Source organism: Microbispora sp. GKU 823 (genome assembly GCF_002027145.1).
GTDB classification, from domain to species: Bacteria; Actinomycetota; Actinomycetes; order Streptosporangiales; family Streptosporangiaceae; genus Microbispora; species Microbispora siamensis.
In genome coordinates this window covers 97,101-116,397 of sequence record NZ_MWJN01000009.1, presented here as the reverse complement: position 1 = coordinate 116,397, position 19,297 = coordinate 97,101, and the positions used below count along the sequence as shown (strand labels likewise).

The window sequence follows — 19,297 nt, the reverse complement described above, 5'->3', positions numbered from 1 at the left end:
GGGGGGGCGAACTGGCACGAGCGGGAGACGTACGAGATGTTCGGCGTGGTCTTCGACGGCCATCCGGACCTGCGCCCGCTGCTGCTGCCGGACGGCTTCGAGGGCCACCCGCTGCGCAAGGACTTCGTGCTGGCCGCCCGGGTCGCCAAGGCCTGGCCCGGGGCCAAGGAACCGGGCGAGTCCGACCACGGCTCGCCGAGCCGCCGCAGGATGCTGCCCCCGGGCGTGCCGCCCGACTGGGCCTCCGGGTGAGAGGGGTTCCATGGCCGAGGTGCTCGACGTAGCGGTCCGGCTGGTCGTCGTGGTGGCGGCGTTCCTGCTGCTGCCGCTGATCGTCGGGCAGATGGAGCACAAGGCCATGGCCCACATGCAGTCGCGCCTCGGGCCGATGTACGCCGGGAGGTTCCACGGGTGGGCGCAGCTCCTGGCGGACGGCGTCAAGTTCGTCCAGAAGGAGGACGTCATCCCGGCCGCGGCCGACCGGTGGGTCTTCGCCATCGCCCCGGCGGTGGCGCTCGTGCCGTACCTCGTCGTGATGGTCGTGATCCCGGTCGGCCCCGGGCTCGCGGCCGTGGACCTCGATGCCGGGCTGTTCTTCGTGCTGGCGGTGATGGGCGTCGGCGTGCTCGGCGCGATCATGGCCGGGTGGGCCTCGGCCAACAAGTACAGCGTGCTCGGCGGCATCCGGGCGGCCGCCCAGCTCATGTCGTACGAGCTGCCGCTGGTGCTCGCCGCCTCCAGCGTGGCGATGGCCGCGGGCACGCTGTCCCTGCAGGGCATCGCCGAGCAGTGGCGCTGGTGGTGGCTCCCCTGGCAGGCGATCGGGGCCTTCGTGTTCTTCGTCGCCGGCCTGGCCGAGCTGCGCCGGCCGCCGTTCGACATGCCGATCGCGGAATCCGAGATCATCATGGGTCCGATGACCGAGTACGCCGGGTTCCGCTTCGCCCTGTTCATGCTGGCCGAGTACGCCGGGATCGTGGTGTTGTCCGCCCTCACGACCGTGCTGTTCCTCGGCGGCTGGCAGGGGCCCCTCCTGCCCGGCCCGGTGTGGACGCTGCTCAAGGTCTTCGCCCTGGCCTTCGTCGTCATCTGGGTGCGCGTCAGCTATCCCCGGATGCGCGAGGACCAGCTGCAGAAGTTCGCCTGGACCGTCCTGGTGCCCCTCGCCCTCCTCCAGCTCGCCCTCACCGGCGTCGTCAGGGTCCTCATCGCCTGAGCGCGATCACAACGGGCACTTCCACCCCGGCCACCCCGCCGTCGCCTCGTCCTCCCACGCCTGCAGGGTCTTACCCGCGTAGACGGTCTCGCGATGAGCACTGAGCCATTCGACGAGCTCCGCGCTTCCCCGGACCTTGTCCTTCACGAGCCAGGGCTGGTCGCGAAGGTGGGCCTCGGGGATGCGGCGGTGGTCCACAAGGCACTGGACCACCGCGACGAGCGCTCGGTCGCGCCGTTGTACTTCGTCGTCCACCGGCCTGTGCGGCTTTTCGTTCCTCGTGCAGGCGGACAGGGCGAGCGCCATGAACAGGAGAACTGCGGTCCTCGCCTTCAGAGCACTCACTGCTGCATCCTCATCGCTTCCTGCGCGGACCTGATCCACTGGAGCAGGGTCCTGCCGCCGTAGGAGGTCTCCGCGTGTTCGCTGAGCCACTCGACGAATTCGGCGTTGGGTGTCAGCCTGCCGTTCGTGTACCAGCCGGCGTCACGCGGTGGATGAAGCGCCCCCGAACCGATGAGGCCCTGCACCACCGGCACCTCGATCTGAAGAACCTGCGTGCGGAAGGCGTCCGCGTTGTCCTTGAGCGCGCGCAACGCGTGGTCCGTGTCGAACGACTCGTTCAGCACCGGCGCGAAACCCCCCGTCAGGAACTGCGCGATGGTTCCCGGTCCCCATGGGTTGCTGAAGCTGAGCGCGCCGAAACCTCCGGTCAGGATCGCGAAAGCGGTCTGGTTTCGCGTCTCCTCTTCGTCTCGCAACTGCTCGTCGGCGAAGTGCCGATCGTTCTGCAGGCGCTGCACCGCTCCGTACAGGCCGGCCATTTCGCTGAGGTAATCCGCATCGGATGGATCCTTGACGGTGGCCGCGACGGCGACCGCCACACGAGCGTTGAGTATGCCCTTGAACCGTCCGAACTCCTCCGGCGTCCGCAACGCCTGCGCCAGCATCGCCTCCAGTTCACTGTTCCTGATCACCACCGTCCACGGATTGGCGGGATCGTTCTCCTTCGGCAGCGGCTGGGAGGTGAAGTCATGCCCCACTGACTTGGCGAAGTCGGGCAGGTAGCGCTCGGCGGTGCAGATCAGCGCCTGGCGGATCTTGCCGGGCAGCACCGTCTGCGGGTGGAGCTTGGAGAATTCGGCGGTGGCTTGGACGATGTGGACGACGGACCAGGCGGACTCCTTGGCGTCGGGGGAGGTGCCGCGCTCGGCCGAGACGGCGGCTTTGAGGAAGGCCGCGGGGGGAGCGGAAAGGTCCACCTGGCCGGTGGGGGGAAGCGTGCCGCCCGGGTGCACGTACGAGCTCAGGAAGGGCCCCGGGTCGTAGCCGGGGGTGTGCCAGGAGTCGCTGACGAGCATGCGGGCGTATTTAAGGCCGGTGGCGGGATCGCCCAGCACGTGCCGGGCGGCCAGGCCGTTCTCGGCGGCCCGCTGGAGGACCGCCCCCACGGCGTCGTACTCCGCCATCAGCCGCTGCTGACGTGAGGCCTCGGCGTCCGTCTCCAGCTCGCCGCGGGCGGGAGGCCAGATCGTCTTGCCGGCGGCGCGGGCGTCGAGCATGGCGCGGGTCAGGTCGGCGAGCAGGCGGGAGTCCCATGACCTGCCCTCGGGGCCGTACTTCACGAGCATCCCGACCGACCAGGGGTCGGAGTTCCGGGTGAGGGCGGCACGGGTCTCGACGGGCAGGAGGGGCCGCCGGTCCTCGCCCGTGCCGACGCGCATCTGGCTGGCGGCGGCCAGGGACGCCCCGAGGGCCCGCAGTACGCTCGCGCTCTCCGCGCTGAACAGGGCGGCTCCGGCCCGTTCGTAGAGCGCACGGGCCGCCCGCAGCGCGAGCGGCCCCGCGCCCGCCCAGAAGGCCGCCTGGTAGTCCCTGTCGCCGAGGTGCTGCCGCAGGCGCTCCGACAGCCCCGACAGGGCGATGCGCGTGTCCTGGGGATTCTTGCCCGCGAGGGCGGTGGTCAGTGCCTCGGCGTCGCGCTTGCCCTGGTAGCCGCTCTGCCCGGTCGCCTCCCAGTCCAGCCGTACGTTCGGGGGACGGTCGATGGTGAGCCCGAGGGCGCCGGGCGCGCGGGTCAGTGCGTTCCAGCCCTGCTGCCGCGCCAGTTCGTACGCCCTGGTCGTGCGGGCGTCCATGTCGCGGACGTCGTCGAGCGCGGCGGCGATCAGGCCGGGCAACGACGTCGTGCCGACTTCGCTCCCCCATTTCTGCATTTTCTGCTGTATGAGCGGACTGTGCCGGGCCAGCAGATCGTGGAGCTGTTCGAGCCGTTTGGTCAGCTCCTTGAGATTCGCGGGATCGACTCCGACGAATTCGCCCACGGCATTCCTTCCGTCGCGGCGGTCTACGAGGCGGCTTTTCGGCGCTCCGCCTCCTCCACGCGGGCGATCAGGCGCGGCTGCTCGGCGAGTACGGCGTCGAACAGCCTGGTGAGCTGCGTTTTGCGGGTGTTCCAACCGGCGGCCCAGCGGTCGGCCGCCTGCCCCTGCCAGGTGTGGTCCCCGAACATCGCGGGGACGGCGGTGAGCGCCTGGAGAACGTCTCGTACGGCGGTGGCGGCCGCGGCCATGTCCGCCCTGCATTCGGCGATCTCGGATGTCGTCACTGACCCCTCCCGCTGTCACGGCTGACGCATCCCAAAGCCTAAGGAAACGCCGATGGCCCAGCCAGGGATATGTGCGACGACAACCGGGATTACCGAATGACTATGGGAGGAAAATGCCGTATTCGGCGAGGTCGGCGGTGAGGTGCGGGGGCAGGGAGGCGGCGGCCGACACGTCCTCGGCCGAGACGAAGCCGCCGACCTGGTCGCGTACGCGCACGATCTGTTCGGCGAGCGCGGGCGTCAGGCCGGGCAGGTTCGCGATCACCGGGGCGGGGGCGCGGTTGACGTCGACCAGGCCGCCGTCGTCGTACTGCCGGGGCAGGTCGGGCCGCCCGATCCGCAGTTCGCGCGCCATGACCGGATCGTGCTGCGCCAGTTCCCTGGCCTGCTGCCGCAGCGCACGGCGGTGCTGCGCGAGGGCGATCGCCTGCTCGTTCCCGGTCTCGTACGGCGCGGCGTCGCCGAACACCTGTCTCCTGACCGCGAGGGAGTGCACGGTGCCGATGAGCCAGGGGCCGAGCATGCACAGGACCATGGCGACGGACGCCAGAACCGGCGCCTCCGTCGCCTCGTACAGCTCGGCGAGGTAGATCCACAGGCCGGTGGCCGTGGCGTACCCGGCGGAGGCGAGCCCGTACCACACGCTGCGGCGGCGGATGGCCGCGTACATCATGCTGAAGGGAGTGCCGAAGCCGCAGGTGTACAGCGGGGCGAGCGCCCACAGGTAGCTGGGGGCGCTGGACGGCCGCTGCTGCACGGGCGGCGGCGTCGGGGGAATCGGTGGCGGCACAGGTGGCTGTGCGGGCGGCGGTGGATAGACGCCGTAGGGCCCCGGCTGCCCCTGCTGCTCGTACGGCCCCCGGTGGCGGTACGGATCCTGCGGTCCGTATGGTCCCTGCGGACCCCGTGGCCCCTGCGGTGGTCCCTGCGGTCCGGGCGGGTAACCTCCCGGCCCCCCATAGCCGTTCATGGTCCAGACGATACGTATTTGTGGGTGTTTGCGCGCCCCTCTTCTCCCCACATCCTGTGGACAACCCTGGGGATGACGGTGTGGACAGTGTGGAAAACAGCCGGGATGGAGTCACACGTTCACTCGCCGCCGATAGTGCGCGATGATGAGCCTGTGGCGCGCATTCCAGGAGAAGGGTTGGCCAAGGGCCTGGCCGTGACCATGCGGCACATGCTGCGGAAGTCGGAGACGCAGCAGTACCCGGAGGTCCACCCCGACCTGCCCGCGCGCAGCCGGGGCGTGATCGCCCTGGTGGAGGAGAACTGCACCGTCTGCATGCTCTGCGCGCGCGAGTGCCCCGACTGGTGCATCTACATCGACTCCCACAAGGAGACCCTGCCGGCGCCCGAGGGCGGCCGTCCGCGCGCCCGCAACGTTCTCGACCGCTTCGCGATCGACTTCTCGCTGTGCATGTACTGCGGCATCTGCATCGAGGTGTGCCCCTTCGACGCGCTGTTCTGGTCGCCCGAGTTCGAGTACGCCGAGTACGACATCCGCGACCTTCTGCACGAGAAGGACAGGCTGGGCGAATGGGCGGCCACCGTGCCGCCCCCACCGGCACACGAGGTCGGCGCCGAGTCGCCGAAGGAACTGTCGGCCGGTTCCCGCCCGGCGCCGGCCCGCCGTACGGCGCCGTCCGCGCCCGTGAAGGGACCGGCCGAGGGCGCGTCCGTGGCGCAGGAAGCGGCACAGGAAGCGACGCGGGAGACGGCACAGGAGACCGCGCGGGAAGCGGCGCGGGAAACCGCGGGAGAGGCGGCGCGGCGACCGGCGGCGGAACCCGCGAAGGAGCCGGAGAGCCGCCCGCGTCGTGAGCCGCCGAGAGCCATGCGCGACATCCGCTCCATCCGGCCGCCGGGCTCGCTGCCCAGGAACGCCGGATCGCCGCCGCAGAAGAAGGACGGGCCCGAGGGGGAGCGATGACCTCCCAGGCGCCGGGGTTGTGGCCGCCCTCGGGGCCTGAGGTCGTCTTCCTGCTGCTCGGCGCCGTCGCCGTCGGCTCGGCCCTGCTGGTCGTCACGACCAGGCAACTCGTCCACGCGGCGCTGTGGCTGGTCGTTTGCTTCGGCGCGCTCGCGGGCGGCTACCTGGTGCTGACCGCCGAGTTCGTCGCCTGGGTGCAGGTGCTGATCTACGTGGGCGCGGTCGTGGTGCTGCTGCTGTTCGGAATCATGCTGACCCGCGCGCCCATCGGGCCCTCCGCCGGCCTCGACTCCGGCAACCGGTGGGCCGCCGCGCTGGTCGCCGTCGCGACCGCCGCCGTGCTCGTCACCGTGGTCGTCACCGGCTTCCGCACGGCGTACGCGCCGCTCCATCCCGGGCAGGGGGCGGCCGAACCCCTGGGGGCGAGCGTCTTCCGCATCTGGGTGCTGCCGTTCGAGGCGCTGTCGGTGCTCCTGCTCGCCGCGCTGATCGGCGCGATCGTCCTGTCCCGTACGGACATCAGGGGGCGGGAATGACCCGGTTATCGACCTTATTGACCTTGTTGGCCTTATCGACCAGGCCGACGGCTCGGAGGCGGTGAGCGAGGTGCACGTCGTCTACCCGGTGGTGGTCTCCGCCCTGCTGTTCTCCATCGGTGTGTACGGCGTGCTGGCCCGGCGCAACGCGATCCTCGTGCTGATGTCGGTCGAGTTGATGCTCAACGCGGTCAACCTCAACCTGGTGGCCTTCGACGTCTGGCTCAGGGACCGCCTGCACGGCGGCCAGGTGCTGACGCTGTTCGTCATCGTGATCGCCGCGGCCGAGGTGGGCCTGGGGCTGGCGATCGTGCTGGCCGTCTTCCGTACGCGCCGGACCGTCGACGTCGACCGGTTGCGGGCGCTCGCCGAAGTCGTACGGGCACCCGACTCGGGGCGCCCGGATGGGGAGGGCGCCTCGTGACCGCCGTGGTGGCCCTGATCGTCCTGCTGCCGTTCGCCGCCGCCGTGGCCGGGCTGCTCGCGACCCGTCTGCGCACCCGAGATCTGGGTGCTCGTACGGAGCGAATGGCGTACCGGCGGGCGGCGTGGTTCGCGATCGCCCCGGGCGCGGCGTCGGCGGCGCTCACGGTGTGGCTCGCCGTCGCCCTCGCGCGCGGAGCGAGAGTATCGGAAGGGCGCTTCTGGTCGGAGCTGCTGCCCGGTCGGGTCGAGGGCACGCTGACGGTGGTCGAGACGGGGTCGGTGCCGATCTCCCTGACTCTGCGGGCCGACGGATTGTCAGTGCTCGCGGGCATCCTGGTCGTCGTGGTCGCGCTGGCGGTGCAGGTCTACTCGGTCGGGTACATGCGGGACGAACCCCGCTACCCGTCCTACAGCGCGTTCGTCAGCCTGTTCACCAGCGCCATGCTGCTGGTGGTCTACGCGGGGGACCTGATCGTCCTCTACGTCGGCTGGGAGATCATGGGCCTGTGCTCCTACCTGCTCATCGGGCACTGGTGGGAGGACCGGGCCAACTCCCGGGCGGCGGTCAAGGCGTTCCTGGTCACCCGGCTCGGCGACGTCGGCTTCCTGTTCGGGATCTTCGTCCTCGGCACGGCGGCGGGCGGCTTCCGGATCGACGACGTGCTGCGCGCCGACATTCCCAGGGGAACGCTGGTCGCCGCGACGCTGCTGCTGCTCGCGGGGGTCGCGGGCAAGAGCGCGCAGGTGCCGCTGCAGACCTGGCTGCCCGACGCGATGGCCGGCCCCACCCCGATCAGCGCGCTCATCCACGCGGCCACGATGGTGGCGGCCGGGATCTTCGTCGTCGCCCGGCTCTATCCCGCCTTCCTCGCGGCGCCGCCCACGCTCGACGTGCTGGGCGTGGTCGCGGCCGTCGGCATGCTGGGCGCCGCGCTCGCCGCGCTCGCGCAGGACGACCTCAAGCGCGTGCTGGCCTACTCGACGATCAGTCAGCTCGCCTACATGGCCGCGGCGCTGGCCGCCGGGTCCGACCGGGCGGCGATGTTCCACCTCGTGTCGCACGGCGCGTTCAAGGCCCTGCTGTTCCTCTGCGCGGGCCTGGTGATCCACCACGTCGGGTCGAACCTGATCAGTCACATGGGCGGGCTGCGCACCGCCCTTCCCGTGACGTTCTGGACGATGACCATCGGTTTCGCCGCGCTCGCCGGGCTGCCGCCCGCGAGCGGCTTCTTCAGCAAGGACGCGGTGATCTCGGCGATCGAGCACGGGACGGGACCGGCCCAGCCGTTCGTGTACGCGTCGGCGCTGCTGACCGTGGGGGTGACCGGGGCGTACGCCGCCCGCGCCTGGCTGCGCACGTTCTTCGGTCCCGCCCGGATCGAGCCGCTCCCGGAGCCGCCGCCCGGCGTCGCCCACGTCTTCGACGGCCGCGAGGCGCCCCCGTCGATGCTGTGGCCGGCCGGCGTGGCTGGCCGTGCCCGCCCTGCTGCTCGGCCTCGCGGGTCCGGCGGCCGGTGTGGAGGTCGAGTGGGGGTCCGCGGCCGTCAGCCTCGCCGTCGCGCTGCTCGGCGCCGCGATCGTGTACGCCCTGTGGCGGGCCGCGCCCGAGCAGGACCCCGCCCGGCTGCTCGGCCCGTTCCGGGCGCCGTGCGAGCAGGCCTTCCACGTCGACGCCGCGTACGCGGCGCTGGTCGCCCGGCCCGTCCTGCGCCTGGCCAGGGGGTGGTCCGCGCGGACGCGCGGGTGGTGGACGGCGCGGTCCGCGGTTCCGGCCGGGCGACGCTCGGCCTTTCCGGCCTGGTGCGGCTCGCCCAGAACGGCAACGCGCAGCTCTACGTCACCGGCCTGCTGGCCGGGCTTGTGCTGATCGCGGTCGCGGCGGTGGTGCTGACATGACGCGGCGGGCTCGGCACGGTCGGGCGCGGCTTCGAGCGGTGGTGGCGACGTGAGCTGGCTGCCGATCGCGCTCGTGGCCGTCCCGCTGCTGGGGGCCGTCGTCTCCGCCGTCCCGGCCGTACGGGACAGGGCGGTGGCCTGGGGCATCGCCGTCTCCGCCGTGGTGCTGGTCCTCGCCGTCGCGCTCGCCGCGGTCTTCGACCACGCGCGTCCCGCCGGCATGCAACTGCAGACCGACCGGCCGTGGATCCCCGGCCTCGGCCTGCGGTTCCACCTGGGCGTGGACGGCGTCTCGCTGCCGCTCGTCGTGCTGACCGCGCTGCTGACGTTCCTGTGCTTCGTCCACCTCGCCGGGCACCCGCCCGCGGGCGGCCGCCCGGCCGCGCTGGTCGTCACGCTGCTCGTGCTCGAAGTCGGCATGATCGGCACGTTCCTCGCCCTCGACCTGCTGCTGTTCTTCGTGTTCTTCGAGGTCGTGCTGGTCCCGATGTATTTCGTGATCGCCCTGTGGGGCGGCGCGGGCAGGCGGGCGGCGGCCGTGAAGTTCATCCTCTACACGCTGCTCGGCTCGGCCGTCCTGCTCATCGGCCTGCTCGTGGTCCGGACCCAGGCCGGCACGCTCGACATGGTCGCGCTGGCCGGGCGCCACGGCTCTGGCATGGCCAGGTCGGCGCAGATCCTCGCGTTCCTCGCCATCGGTCTCGGCCTGGCGGTGAAGACCCCCATGTGGCCGCTGCACACCTGGCTGCCCGACGCGCACACCGAGGCGCCGACCGTCGGCTCGGTCCTGCTCGCGGGCGTGCTGCTCAAGATGGGCTCCTACGGCTTCGCCAGGATCGCGATCCCGGTGCTCCCCGAGGGCGCGGCGGCCCTGGCTCCCTGGCTCGGCGCGTTCGCCGTGGCCGGCATCGTGTACGGGTCGCTCGCCTGCCTCGCCCAGCGCGACCTCAAGCGGGTGATCGCCTACTCGTCCGTCGGCCACATGGGCTTCGTGCTGCTCGGGTTCGCCTCGCTCACGCCGGTGGGCCTGAACGGCGCCCTGTTCGCCAACGTCGCCCACGGGCTGATCACCGGATTGCTGTTCTTCCTCGCCGGAGCCGTCAAGGAGCGGTACGGCACGGCCGACATGGTCCGGCTGGGCGGCGGCATGCTGCGCCGCCTGCCGTACATCGGGTCGCTGCTGACCTTCGCCTGTGTCGCCTCGCTGGGCCTGCCCGGCCTCGCCGGGTTCTGGGGGGAGATGCTCGCGCTGCTCGGCGCGTTCCGTCCGGCCGCCGGGCTCTCCCGGCCGCTGTTCCTCGTGTTCATGGCCGTCGGCGGGCTCGGCACGGTGCTCACCGCGGCCTACTTCCTGGGCATGCTGTCGCGGGTGACCCACGGCCGGGCGGTCGAGAACGTCCCCGCCGAGCCTCTCGAGCCGCCGGGGCCGCCGGTCGCCACCGCAGAGGGCGTGCGCGAGGTGCTGAGCGAGGCGGGGGAGGGCGCGGAACCGGTCGAGCCCGTCGCGACCGGAGCCGCCGTGGCCGCACTGGACCGGGAGTGGGCGGCGCAGGAGATCGCTCGCGCGAGCGCCGTCGCGGCGGACGAAGGAGAGGCCGGTGCGACGGGTGCCGCCAGGGCCCTCGGGCCGGGCGTCGCCGACGCCGCGGAGGTGGGCCGGGGGCGGCGGTCTTTCGGGGACGTGACGGTCCACGAGCTCGCGGCCTGGCTTCCGCTGGTGGCGTTGATCGTGCTGTTCGGCCTGTGGCCGAAGGCCCTGCTCGCGGTCACCACGCCCGCCGTCCAGTCGCTCTTCGGATCGGGGGTGGCGCCATGACGGGCGGGGTGATCCAGTCCATCGACTACGCCGCCGTGGCGGCGCCGCTGGTCCTCGCGCTGGTCGCCGGGCTCGTGCTGCTGCTCGACGCGTTCCTGCCCGCCCGCCCCGGCGGGGCGCGGGTGCTCGGCCTCGTCACCCTCGGCGGCCTGGTCGCCGCCCTGGCCGTGGTGGCCGTCCAGGCCGTGGGCGGCGGAACCCGGCGCACGTTCTGCGTCCCCGCCTCCCTCGGCGGCGAACCTGCGGGACCGGCCGCCCCGGCGTCGTGCTCGTTCGTCGTGGACCGCTTCTCCCTGGTCATCGCGGCGGTCGTGCTGGCCGCCGGGGTGGTCGTCGTGTTGCTGTCGATGACGGAGATCGCGGCGGGACGCGACGCCGGACCCGGAGAACGCAGCCGGATTCCGGCCGGGGAGTGGTATTTCCTGCTGTCGGCCACGCTGGCCGGGGCGGTCCTGCTGCCGGCCTCCCGCGATCTCATCATGCTGGTCGTGTCGCTGGAACTGGTGTCGCTGCCGGTCTTCGCGCTGACCGCGCTCAGGCGCCATGACGGCCGCGCCTCCGAGGCGGCACTCAAGCTCTTCCTGGTCTCCGTGGTCTCCACCGCGATCACGCTGTTCGGCGTCTCGCTGCTCTACGGGGTGACCGGCTCGGTCCACCTCGACCGGATCGACGCCGCCCTGCGTACGGCCGGGGACATGGCCCAGGTCGCGGCGGCGGCGATCGTGCTGGTGGTGGCCGGCTTCGCGTTCAAGATCGCCGCGGTGCCGTTCCACTCCTGGGCGGGAGACGTCTACCAGGGCGCCCCGATTCCGGTCGCGGCGCTGCTGTCGGTGGTGTCCAAGGCGTCGGGCTTCGCCGGGCTGATCCTGCTGCTGACGTCCGCGCTGCCGACGAAGGCGGCGCTGTGGGCTCCCGGAGTGGCGGTCGTCGCCGCCCTGACGATGACGGCGGGCAACGTCCTCGCGATGCGGCAGCGCGCGGCCGTCCGGCTGCTGGCCTGGTCGTCGGTGGCGCAGTCGGGCTACATCCTCGCGCCGCTGGCCGTCTACGCCGTCGAACCCCGGGCCGCCGTCGGCGCGTCGGTCGCCTACCTCGTCTTCTACGCCGCGATGAACCTGATCGCCTTCGCGGTGGTCCTGCTGGTGGCGCGGCTGCCCGACGGCCGGGACCTGGAGGCGTACCGGGGGCTGGCGCTGCGGAGCCCGGCCGCCGGGCTGTCCCTCGCCTTCGCCCTCGTCTGCCTGGCCGGGCTGCCGCCCGGGCTCGCCGGCCTGTTCGCCAAGATCGTGATCTTCCGGGCCGTCGTGGACGGCGGGCTCGGCTGGCTGGCCCTGGTCATGGCGGCCAACACGGTGGCCGGGCTGTACTACTACATCGCCTGGACCGCGCGGCTGTTCGCGCCGCCCGCGGCGGGCGAGAGCCGTACGGTCTCGACGAGGGCGGCGGCGGGGGTGGCCGTCGCCGTCACGGTCGCCGTCACCGTGGTCTTCTCCGTCGCCCCGCAGGTGGTGCTGTCCGTCTCAGGGTGAGGCGCGTCACGGGGAACGTTCGTCCAGGCCATGCGCGTTGGTAGGGCTGGACGCACCAACCGGGAGGAGGAGGCGTGCACCTCAACCGCCTGCGCACCGCGGTCCTGCTGGGCGCGCTGTCCGCGTCGCTCCTGGTCGCCGGGGCCTGGCTGGGGGGCGGCACGGGTGCCCGGATCGCGGTCGTGGTCGCCCTCGCGGTCAGCGGCGTCGCCTACTTCTGCGCCGACAGGATCGCGCTGTCTGCCATGCGGGCCCGGCCCGTGGCGGAGGTGGAGCAGCCGGTCCTCTACCGGGTCGTCCGCGAGCTGTGCACCGAGGCCCGCGCGCCGATGCCCCGCCTGTACGTGTCCCCGACAATGCAGCCCAACGCGTTCGCGACCGGGCGCAACCCGCGTGACGGGGTGGTGTGCGTGACGCACGGCCTCCTCGGGCTGCTGGACGAGCGCGAGCTCAAGGGCGTGCTCGGCCACGAGCTGTCGCACATCCACAACCGGGACATCCTGATCTCCTCGGTCGTGGGCGCGCTCGCCACGATGATCACCTACTTCGGGTACGCCGGCCTGTTCTTCGGCTCCGACGACGACGAGGGGCCCGGGTTCCTCGGCGCCATCCTCGTGATGATCCTCGGCCCGGTCGCGGCCACGATGATCCAGATGGCGATCGCGCGCTCGCGGGAGTTCGCGGCCGACGACGCGGGCGTACGGCTGACCGGCGACCCGCTGGCCCTCGCCTCCGCGTTGCGCAAGATGGAGATGGAGGTCCGCAGGCTGCCGCTCCCGGAGAACGGCAGGCTCGCCTCCGCCGGTCACATGATGATCGTCAATCCGTTCCGGGGCACCCGGATCGGCAGGCTGTTCGCGACCCACCCGCCGGTCGCCGCGCGGATCGCCCGTCTGGAGCGGATGGCCGGCTACCGGCGGTGACGCGGGCCGGTGAGCTTCTCGTGGACCTTGCCGGACGGCGATCCGGATCATTCGCCGGGCAACGACCAGGTCCACAGGCTGGGCTTCACCGTGAAGGAGTCCAGCGTGGTGGTGGCGCCGGTGCCGGTGTCGAGACCGTGTACGACGACGCGGTACGTCTCGCCCGTCTTCTCCGAGTCCAGGGTCTCCCAGAGCTTGAGGCCGCCGTCGGAAGTCCACTCCAGGCGCTTGGCCGACTCGTTCTTCGGGACGTTCACGTCCACGGCATCGCCCACGGTGTCGTCGGAGAGGTCGTACACCCGCAGCCGCTGCCTTCCGGACGAGGTGCTGATCAGCACCGCCACGGATGAGCCGTCGTCGGCGAGCGCCATCGGGCTGTTGTTGGCCACGACCTGCGGCACGACCTGGGTGTTCGTCCGGCGCCCGTCCTGGTCGTACACGCTGAACCGGCTGGTGTTCTCGGCGGTCGCACGGGAGACGAGCACGTGCTTGCCGTCGGGGCTGAAGCCCACCACCGCCGAGTCGGCTGAGATCGTGCGCACTTTCCCCGTACGGACGTTCACGATGCGGGACGGGATCTTGTCGTCACTGTCGTAGTAGTCGATCGTCAGCAGGCCGCCGTCCCGCGACAGGGACGTGGCGAGGTCTCCCATGCCGAGGCCCTTGGGCAGCTTCGACACCGCGCGGGGGAGCACGCGGACCTTGTTCGTGGTCACGTCGCGGACGACGAGCAGGCCGTCCTTCTTCCGCCAGTACGACACCTGCCGGCCGTCGCCGCTGACCGACAGGGGCGCGAAAGACCCCTTGTCGATCTTGCCCTTCGCCGTGCGCGGGAACACCTGGGCGTCCTTGAACACGCTGTCACGGCCGTTGCCGAGCGCGAGGTGCCACGAGCCGCAGGGAAAGTAGTCGTCCTTCTTGCTGCAGCCCTTCAGCCAGGCGTACCGGACGGTGGACGCGGAGGACGACGCCGTGGCGGAGGCGGCACCCGTACGCGCCTGCGCCTGGGCGGCGCCGGCGAGGGTGGTCAGCGCCATCGTGGCCGCCGCCGAGAGGGCGAGGATCGCGGGTTTTCTCATCGGGCTTCCTTTCGTCTCGCCTGGATAGATGCGGTGCGGCGGCGGAAGGTTCTGTCACGAATGGGCCACGCCAAGATCTCTACACATTCGGTCGGGAAAGGGATGGAAGATCCGGCCTTCCGTGGTGTTTACTGCTTCTATCCATTTGGGGCGGCTTGGTAGACAAGCCAGGTCACAGGGAAGGCGTGGCATGGCAGAAACGGACGAGCGCGGCGTCCACACCCGCCGGGGATTCCTCAGGACGGCGGTCACCGGCATGACCGTGCTCTCGGCCGCGGCGCTGCTGGAGGCCTGCGGCGCGGCGCCGACCCCGGCCGGCTCGAAGGCGTCGAGCGGAAGCGCCGCCGCCGGCACGGACACCGGCAAGGAGATCGACGTGCTCCGGGTGTCGCTGCCCGGCTCGCTGTCGAACCTGTATCCCGGGCAGGAGTCGGGCATCCTCAACTACTACGTCGCCGGGATCTGCATGGAGGGGCTCGTCGGCGTCGACACCACGGGAAAGATCGTCCCCGCCCTGGCGTCGAGCGTCGAGCGCACGTCGCCGACCACCTACGTCTACCGGCTCCGCCCGGACGCCCGGTTCCACGACGGCACCCCGGTGACCGCCGACGACGTGCTGCACTCGATCGAGATGGCCAGGGACGCGAAGGTGTCGCCCGCGACGGCCGCCTACTGGGCGAACCTGAAGAAGGCCGAGAAGACCGGGGACGCCGAGGTCACCCTGACCGCCAAGGCCGCCGACGTGGCGTTCGCCTGGCTTCCGTCGAACGCCGACGCCCTGTGGATCGCCCCCAAGACCGCGTGGGAGAACGCGAAGAGCGGATTCGGCACCCCGCAGGCGCTCCCCGTCGGGACCGGGCCGTACAAGGTCACGGGGTTCGTCCCCGACTCCTACGTCGAGTTCTCCCGGGTGGACACCTGGCACGGCACCCGGCCGAAGATCGCCAAGATCCGGTTCGAGTTCGTGCCCGACGAGAACACCCGCCTGCTGGCGTGGAAGGCCGGCAAGGCCGACATGGCGCTCAACGTGCCGCTGGCCCAGTCGCGCCAGTGGGAGGGCGCCGCAGGCACCCGGGTGGTCTACGCGCCCGACCGCTCGTACGCCGGGCTGACCTTCAACACGAAGGCCGCGCCGTTCGACGACGTGCACGTCCGCAGGGCGGTCGCCCACGCGGTGAACCGCGAGGCGATCGTCGGCAAGATCCTGCGCGGGCACGGCCAGGTCGCCACCGCGCTGTCCACACCCGAGCAGTTCGGCGGGCTGTGGACGCCGCAGGAGGCGACGCGGCGCCTCGCCGCCGTCCCCCAGTACGCGTACGACCTGGAGAAGGCGAAGCAGGAGGTGGCGCAGTCGAAGGTGCCGAACGGGTTCAGCGCCAGCCTGTCCTACCCGAACACCGGCCCGCACCTGGGGACGGCCGCGCAGGCGTTCGCCGCCGACCTGAAGAAGATCGGCGTCACGATCGAGGTGAAGGAACTGCCGATCGAACAGTGGCTGGCCGAGCTGAACGGATTCCCGCCGCTGAGCTACATGTGGTACTTCAACACCACCGGCGACCCCGGCGAACTGGCGAGCTGGTTCCTCGGCGAGGGCAATCCCGCCAAGTACGCCAATGACACGATCACCGCCACGATGGCGAAGGCCACCGCCGAGGCCGACCCGGCGAAGAGGGCCGATCTGCTGATCGAGGCCCAGACCGCGCAGGCCGCCGATCTCGCGTACCTGCCGCTGTGGTGGGGCCAGGCGGCGACCGCGTTCGGCAGCGCGATCGGCGTCAGGGACTACACCTCCTACACGCTGCTGGCCGACTGGCCGCAGCAGGTCTACGCGGCGAAGTGAACCGCGCCGTCCTCGCCTTCGCGCTGCGCCGGGCGGCCGCCACGCTCGCGCTGCTGCTCACGCTGTCGCTGCTGGTCTTCGCGCTGCTGTACCTCGCCCCCGGCGACGTCGCCCGCAACCTGCTGGGCACCCGCAACGTCACGCCGGAGGCCCTGGCCCGGATCCGCGAGCTGCACCACCTGGACGAGCCGTTCCTCGCGCAGTACTGGTGGTGGCTGTCCCACGCGGTGACCGGCGACTTCGGCACGTCCATCCGCACGGGCGGGCAGGTCGGGCCGCTGCTGCTCGACCGGACCGGCGTCACGGCGGCCACGGCCGGGCTGGCGTTCCTGCTCTCGGTCCTGGCCGGCGTCCCGGCCGGGATCGCCACCGCCGTACGGCGTGGCCGGCCGCTCGACCGGATGATCGTGGCGGCCTCGGTCGTCGGCGTCAGCGCGCCCGGCTTCGCGGTGGGCCTGATCCTGCTGTACGTCTTCGCCCTGGGGTTGGGCTGGTTCCCCGTCTACGGCACCGGCGAGGGGTTCCTCGACGCGCTCTGGCATCTCGTCCTCCCGGCGGTGGCGCTCGCGTGCGGGCTCGGCGCCTTCGTCGTGAAGCTGACCAGGGCGGCGGTCATCCGGGAGCTGGACCAGGACTACGTGACGTTCGCCCGGGGACGCGGCCTGTCCGAACGCAGGGTGCTGCGCCTCGTGCTGCGCAACGCGGCGATCCCCATCGTGACCAGCCTCGGCCTGATGGTGGCCTACCTGTTCGGCGGGACCGTGCTGATCGAGGTCACCTTCGCGCTGCCCGGGCTCGGCTCGCTGATGGAGGAGTCGGTGCTGTTCAAGGACATCCCCGTGGTGCAGGCGCTGACGCTCGTCGTCGCGCTGGTCGTGTCGGTGACCGCGCTCGCCGTGGACCTGTCGTACCTCGCGATCGACCCCCGCGTACGGGCCAGGGCGGTGCGGCGATGAAACCGATGAAGCGGAGGATACGGAGGCGGCCGCCGGTGGTGGCGATCCTGTCCGCCGTCGTGCTCGCGGCCGTCGCGGTGTGCGCGGCGGGCCGGGAACTGCTCGCGCCGCACGCCCTCGACCAGGACGTCTACCTGGGCGTGGTCGGTGCGGGCGTCGAGGGCCACCTGTTCGGCACCGACCAGCTCGGCCGCGACATCCTGCAGCTCTCGCTCGCGGGCGCTCGCTCGGCGCTGGCCGGTCCGATCGTGGTCGCCGTGGGGTCGATGGTGATCGGGGTCCTGCTCGGGACCTTCGCGGGCTACCGGGGCGGGATCGTGGACATGCTGGCCGGCCGCTACGCCGACCTGCTGCTGGCGCTGCCGTCGGTGCTGCTGGCCATCGTCGTCGCCGGGCTCGTGGGGCGCGGCTACTGGGTCACTGTCGCCGTGCTGATCGTGCTGTTCTCGCCGTCCGACGTGCGGCTCGTGCGGGGAGCGGTGATGGAGCAGACGCCCCGGCCCTACATCGAGTCGGCCAAGATCCTCGGGATCCGGCCGACGCGGATCATGTTCCGGCACATCGCGCCCAACATCGTGCCGATCGTGGTCGCCAACCTCCTGCTCAACGTGGCGTTCGCGCTGGTCGCGCTGTCCTCGCTGTCGTACCTCGGGCTCGGCGTGCCGCCCGGGGCGCCGGACTGGGGACGCCAGCTCGCCGACGGGCGCGCGCTGCTGGGTGACAACCCGCTGGCGGCCGTCGTGCCCGGCGTGCTGATCATCCTCACCGCCACCGCGGTGAACCTGCTCGGCGACTGGCTGTCCGAGCTGCTCGACCGCAGGGTGGTGGCGCGATGAGTCCCTTGCTCCACGCCCGGGACGTACGGGTGACCTCGGCGGCGGGCGTCCTCGTCACGGGAATCGACCTGAGGGTGGCGCCGGGGGAGACCATGGCGATCGTCGGCGAGTCCGGCTCGGGCAAGTCGATGACCGCCAGGGCGCTGACCGGCCTGCTGCCCGAGGGCGTGCACGCCACCGGGCGGCTGGAGCTGTCCGGGCAGGCGTACGACCTGGCCGCGGCGCGTACGCCCTGGCAGCGCATCCGGGGATCGCAGATCGCCCTGCTGCTCCAGGACCCGTTCATCTCGCTGTCGCCGGTGCACCGTTGCGGCGAGCAGATCGGCTGGGCGCTGCCGCGCGCCGGGCGGGCCGCCGGGGTCGCCCGCCTGCTGGCCGAGGTGGGGCTGCCCGCCGAGGTGGCCGAGCGGTACCCCTTCCAGCTCTCCGGCGGCATGCGCCAGCGGGTGGCGATCGCCGCAGCGCTGGCCGCCGGCCCCGGCCTGCTGATCGCGGACGAGCCGACCACGGCCCTGGATGTGACGACCCAGCACGAGGTCCTCGAACTCGTCGCAGGGCTGCAGCGGGCGCGTCAGATGGGCCTCATCCTGATCACCCACGACCTGCGGCTCGCCCGGGCCAGGGCCGACCGGATCATCGTGATGTACGCCGGGCGGCTCGTCGAGGAGGGCCCGGCGGCCGAGGTGATGGACCGGCCCGCGCACCCCTACACGGCGCGGCTCGCGGCCTGCGACCCGCCCGTCACCCACCGCCTGCCGGCGCTGCCGACGATCCCCGGCTCGGTGCCCCGGCCGTATGCGGTGAGCGGGGCCTGCGCCTTCGCGGACCGGTGCGATCTGGCGGTCGAGGCGTGCCGTACGGCGGAGCCCGCCCTGGCGGAAGTCGCGCACGGGCATGCGGCGGCGTGCGTGCGGCCCTCGGACGTGCGCCGGGTCGCCGCACCTTCCGCCGCGGCCGTTCCACCGGTGGCGGGCCCATCGTCTGCGCTGCTGACCGTGCGCGGGCTGACCAAGCGGTTCCCCGGCTCGGCCGGGCCGGCGCTCGACGGGGTCGACCTGGAGGTCGCGGCGGGGGAGGCGGTCGCGGTGGTCGGCGAGTCCGGCTCCGGCAAGACCACGCTCGCGCGATGCGTGGTCGGCCTCGAACGGGCCGACGGCGGCAGCGTCGAGTTCGGCGGCCGGGCCACCGGCCCGAGGCGGGTGCAGTACGTGTTCCAGGACCCGTACTCCGCGCTGAACCCCGGCCTCACCGTCGGCGCCTCACTGGCCGAGGCGCTCAGGGCGGCGGGCCGCCCCCGGTCGGAGGTACCCGGCCTGCTCGACCTGGTCGGGCTGCCCGCGGCGTACGCCCGGCGCAGGCCCCGCGCGCTGTCGGGCGGCGAGCGCCAGCGTGTGGCGATCGCGCGGGCCCTCGCTCCGGGCGCCGAGATGCTGGTCTGCGACGAGCCCGTCTCGGCGCTCGACGTCTCGGTCCAGGCGCAGGTGCTCAACCTGCTGTCGGACCTGCGCCGCGACCTGGGGCTGACCCTGCTGTTCATCACCCACGACCTGGCCGTCGCACGGCAGGTCGCCGACCGCGTGTACGTCATGCACCGCGGCCGGGTCGTCGAGACCGGGCCGGTCGGCGACGTGCTCGGCGCTCCCACCCACGAGTACACCCAACGGCTGCTGGCGTCCGTGCCGGCGGCGACCCGAGCGGAGTGA

Annotated in this window: 18 protein-coding genes; 13 read left to right on the top strand and 5 right to left on the bottom strand. The window is 72.1% G+C overall.

Annotated features, from left to right (window positions below; genetic code table 11):
• The first annotated feature begins 36 nt into the window (after window positions 1–36).
• Together B1L11_RS50020 and nuoH are read left to right on the top strand one after the other, a co-directional pair.
• Window positions 37–252 (top strand): NADH-quinone oxidoreductase subunit C, encoded by a 216-nt coding sequence (locus tag B1L11_RS50020; protein WP_256862315.1) that lies wholly within the window; start codon window positions 37–39, stop codon window positions 250–252.
• Window positions 253–262: 10 nt separating this feature from the next.
• On the top strand, window positions 263–1,216 hold the full coding sequence (nuoH, locus tag B1L11_RS07705; RefSeq protein WP_079313847.1) for an NADH-quinone oxidoreductase subunit NuoH: 954 nt from the start codon (window positions 263–265) through the stop codon (window positions 1,214–1,216).
• Window positions 1,217–1,222: 6 nt separating this feature from the next.
• Here nuoH and B1L11_RS07700 read toward each other — a convergent pair whose 3' ends face one another.
• The 4 genes from B1L11_RS07700 to B1L11_RS07685 all read right to left on the bottom strand — a co-directional run bounded on the left by B1L11_RS07700 (window position 1,223) and on the right by B1L11_RS07685 (window position 4,581).
• Entirely contained in the window at window positions 1,223–1,561 is a 339-nt protein-coding gene (locus B1L11_RS07700) for a hypothetical protein (protein WP_079313846.1), read from the bottom strand.
• Window positions 1,558–3,540 carry a hypothetical protein gene (locus tag B1L11_RS07695; protein WP_079313845.1) on the bottom strand — a complete coding sequence of 661 codons (1,983 nt, stop codon included), beginning with the start codon at window positions 3,538–3,540 and terminating at the stop codon, window positions 1,558–1,560. The genes B1L11_RS07700 and B1L11_RS07695 overlap by 4 nt, the downstream gene beginning before the upstream one ends.
• 23 nt (window positions 3,541–3,563) lie before the next feature.
• Window positions 3,564–3,824, bottom strand: a complete 261-nt coding sequence (locus B1L11_RS07690; RefSeq protein ID WP_079313844.1) for a hypothetical protein — start codon at window positions 3,822–3,824, stop codon at window positions 3,564–3,566.
• 100 nt (window positions 3,825–3,924) lie between these two features.
• Entirely contained in the window at window positions 3,925–4,581 is a 657-nt protein-coding gene (locus B1L11_RS07685) for a helix-hairpin-helix domain-containing protein (protein ID WP_079313843.1), read from the bottom strand.
• A 390-nt stretch (window positions 4,582–4,971) separates the two neighbouring features.
• Here B1L11_RS07685 and B1L11_RS07680 point away from each other — a divergent pair, with 390 nt between their 5' ends.
• The 7 genes from B1L11_RS07680 to B1L11_RS07650 all read left to right on the top strand — a co-directional run bounded on the left by B1L11_RS07680 (window position 4,972) and on the right by B1L11_RS07650 (window position 12,883).
• The gene (locus B1L11_RS07680; RefSeq protein WP_256862314.1) at window positions 4,972–5,757 is read left to right on the top strand and encodes an NADH-quinone oxidoreductase subunit I; all 786 of its coding nucleotides are present in this window, start codon (window positions 4,972–4,974) and stop codon (window positions 5,755–5,757) included.
• Window positions 5,754–6,293, top strand: a complete 540-nt coding sequence (locus B1L11_RS07675) for an NADH-quinone oxidoreductase subunit J (RefSeq protein WP_079313841.1) — start codon at window positions 5,754–5,756, stop codon at window positions 6,291–6,293. The genes B1L11_RS07680 and B1L11_RS07675 overlap by 4 nt, the downstream gene beginning before the upstream one ends.
• A gap of 70 nt (window positions 6,294–6,363) precedes the next feature.
• Entirely contained in the window at window positions 6,364–6,717 is a 354-nt protein-coding gene (gene nuoK, locus B1L11_RS07670; protein ID WP_079313861.1) for an NADH-quinone oxidoreductase subunit NuoK, read from the top strand.
• Window positions 6,714–8,615, top strand: a complete 1,902-nt coding sequence (locus B1L11_RS07665; RefSeq protein WP_256862313.1) for an NADH-quinone oxidoreductase subunit L — start codon at window positions 6,714–6,716, stop codon at window positions 8,613–8,615. Before nuoK ends, B1L11_RS07665 begins: the two co-directional genes overlap by 4 nt.
• Window positions 8,616–8,664: 49 nt before the next feature.
• Window positions 8,665–10,431, top strand: coding sequence for a NuoM family protein (locus tag B1L11_RS07660; protein ID WP_079313840.1), 1,767 nt, complete (start codon window positions 8,665–8,667; stop codon window positions 10,429–10,431).
• On the top strand, window positions 10,428–11,960 hold the full coding sequence (locus B1L11_RS07655; RefSeq protein ID WP_079313839.1) for an NADH-quinone oxidoreductase subunit N: 1,533 nt from the start codon (window positions 10,428–10,430) through the stop codon (window positions 11,958–11,960). Before B1L11_RS07660 ends, B1L11_RS07655 begins: the two co-directional genes overlap by 4 nt.
• Window positions 11,961–12,034: 74 nt before the next feature.
• Window positions 12,035–12,883 carry a M48 family metalloprotease gene (locus B1L11_RS07650; RefSeq protein WP_079313838.1) on the top strand — a complete coding sequence of 283 codons (849 nt, stop codon included), beginning with the start codon at window positions 12,035–12,037 and terminating at the stop codon, window positions 12,881–12,883.
• A 47-nt stretch (window positions 12,884–12,930) separates the two neighbouring features.
• On the opposite strand, the gene B1L11_RS07645 is transcribed toward B1L11_RS07650, so the two are convergent.
• Window positions 12,931–13,962 (bottom strand): hypothetical protein, encoded by a 1,032-nt coding sequence (locus B1L11_RS07645; protein ID WP_079313837.1) that lies wholly within the window; start codon window positions 13,960–13,962, stop codon window positions 12,931–12,933.
• A gap of 190 nt (window positions 13,963–14,152) precedes the next feature.
• Here B1L11_RS07645 and B1L11_RS07640 point away from each other — a divergent pair, with 190 nt between their 5' ends.
• Genes B1L11_RS07640 through B1L11_RS07625 form a run of 4 tightly spaced genes read left to right on the top strand, consistent with a single transcriptional unit; the run spans window position 14,153 to window position 19,297 of the window.
• The gene (locus B1L11_RS07640) at window positions 14,153–15,802 is read left to right on the top strand and encodes an ABC transporter substrate-binding protein (protein WP_079313836.1); all 1,650 of its coding nucleotides are present in this window, start codon (window positions 14,153–14,155) and stop codon (window positions 15,800–15,802) included.
• Window positions 15,799–16,758: an ABC transporter permease gene (locus B1L11_RS07635; protein WP_079313835.1), complete on the top strand. Its 960-nt coding sequence runs from the start codon at window positions 15,799–15,801 to the stop codon at window positions 16,756–16,758. The genes B1L11_RS07640 and B1L11_RS07635 overlap by 4 nt, the downstream gene beginning before the upstream one ends.
• Window positions 16,759–16,793: 35 nt before the next feature.
• Window positions 16,794–17,594, top strand: a complete 801-nt coding sequence (locus tag B1L11_RS07630; protein ID WP_256862312.1) for an ABC transporter permease — start codon at window positions 16,794–16,796, stop codon at window positions 17,592–17,594.
• Window positions 17,591–19,297 carry an ABC transporter ATP-binding protein gene (locus tag B1L11_RS07625; protein WP_079313833.1) on the top strand — a complete coding sequence of 569 codons (1,707 nt, stop codon included), beginning with the start codon at window positions 17,591–17,593 and terminating at the stop codon, window positions 19,295–19,297. The genes B1L11_RS07630 and B1L11_RS07625 overlap by 4 nt, the downstream gene beginning before the upstream one ends.

What these genes read in the sequence shown, in the direction of transcription:
- B1L11_RS07645 (WP_079313837.1), bottom strand. Translation starts at nt 13,962, where the DNA reads ATGAGAAAACCCGCGATCCTCGCCCTCTCGGCGGCGGCCACGATGGCG.
- B1L11_RS50020 (WP_256862315.1), top strand. Translation starts at nt 37, where the DNA reads ATGTTCGGCGTGGTCTTCGACGGCCATCCGGACCTGCGCCCGCTGCTG.
- B1L11_RS07625 (WP_079313833.1), top strand. Translation starts at nt 17,591, where the DNA reads ATGAGTCCCTTGCTCCACGCCCGGGACGTACGGGTGACCTCGGCGGCG.
- B1L11_RS07655 (WP_079313839.1), top strand. Translation starts at nt 10,428, where the DNA reads ATGACGGGCGGGGTGATCCAGTCCATCGACTACGCCGCCGTGGCGGCG.
- B1L11_RS07675 (WP_079313841.1), top strand. Translation starts at nt 5,754, where the DNA reads ATGACCTCCCAGGCGCCGGGGTTGTGGCCGCCCTCGGGGCCTGAGGTC.
- B1L11_RS07640 (WP_079313836.1), top strand. Translation starts at nt 14,153, where the DNA reads ATGGCAGAAACGGACGAGCGCGGCGTCCACACCCGCCGGGGATTCCTC.
- nuoH (WP_079313847.1), top strand. Translation starts at nt 263, where the DNA reads ATGGCCGAGGTGCTCGACGTAGCGGTCCGGCTGGTCGTCGTGGTGGCG.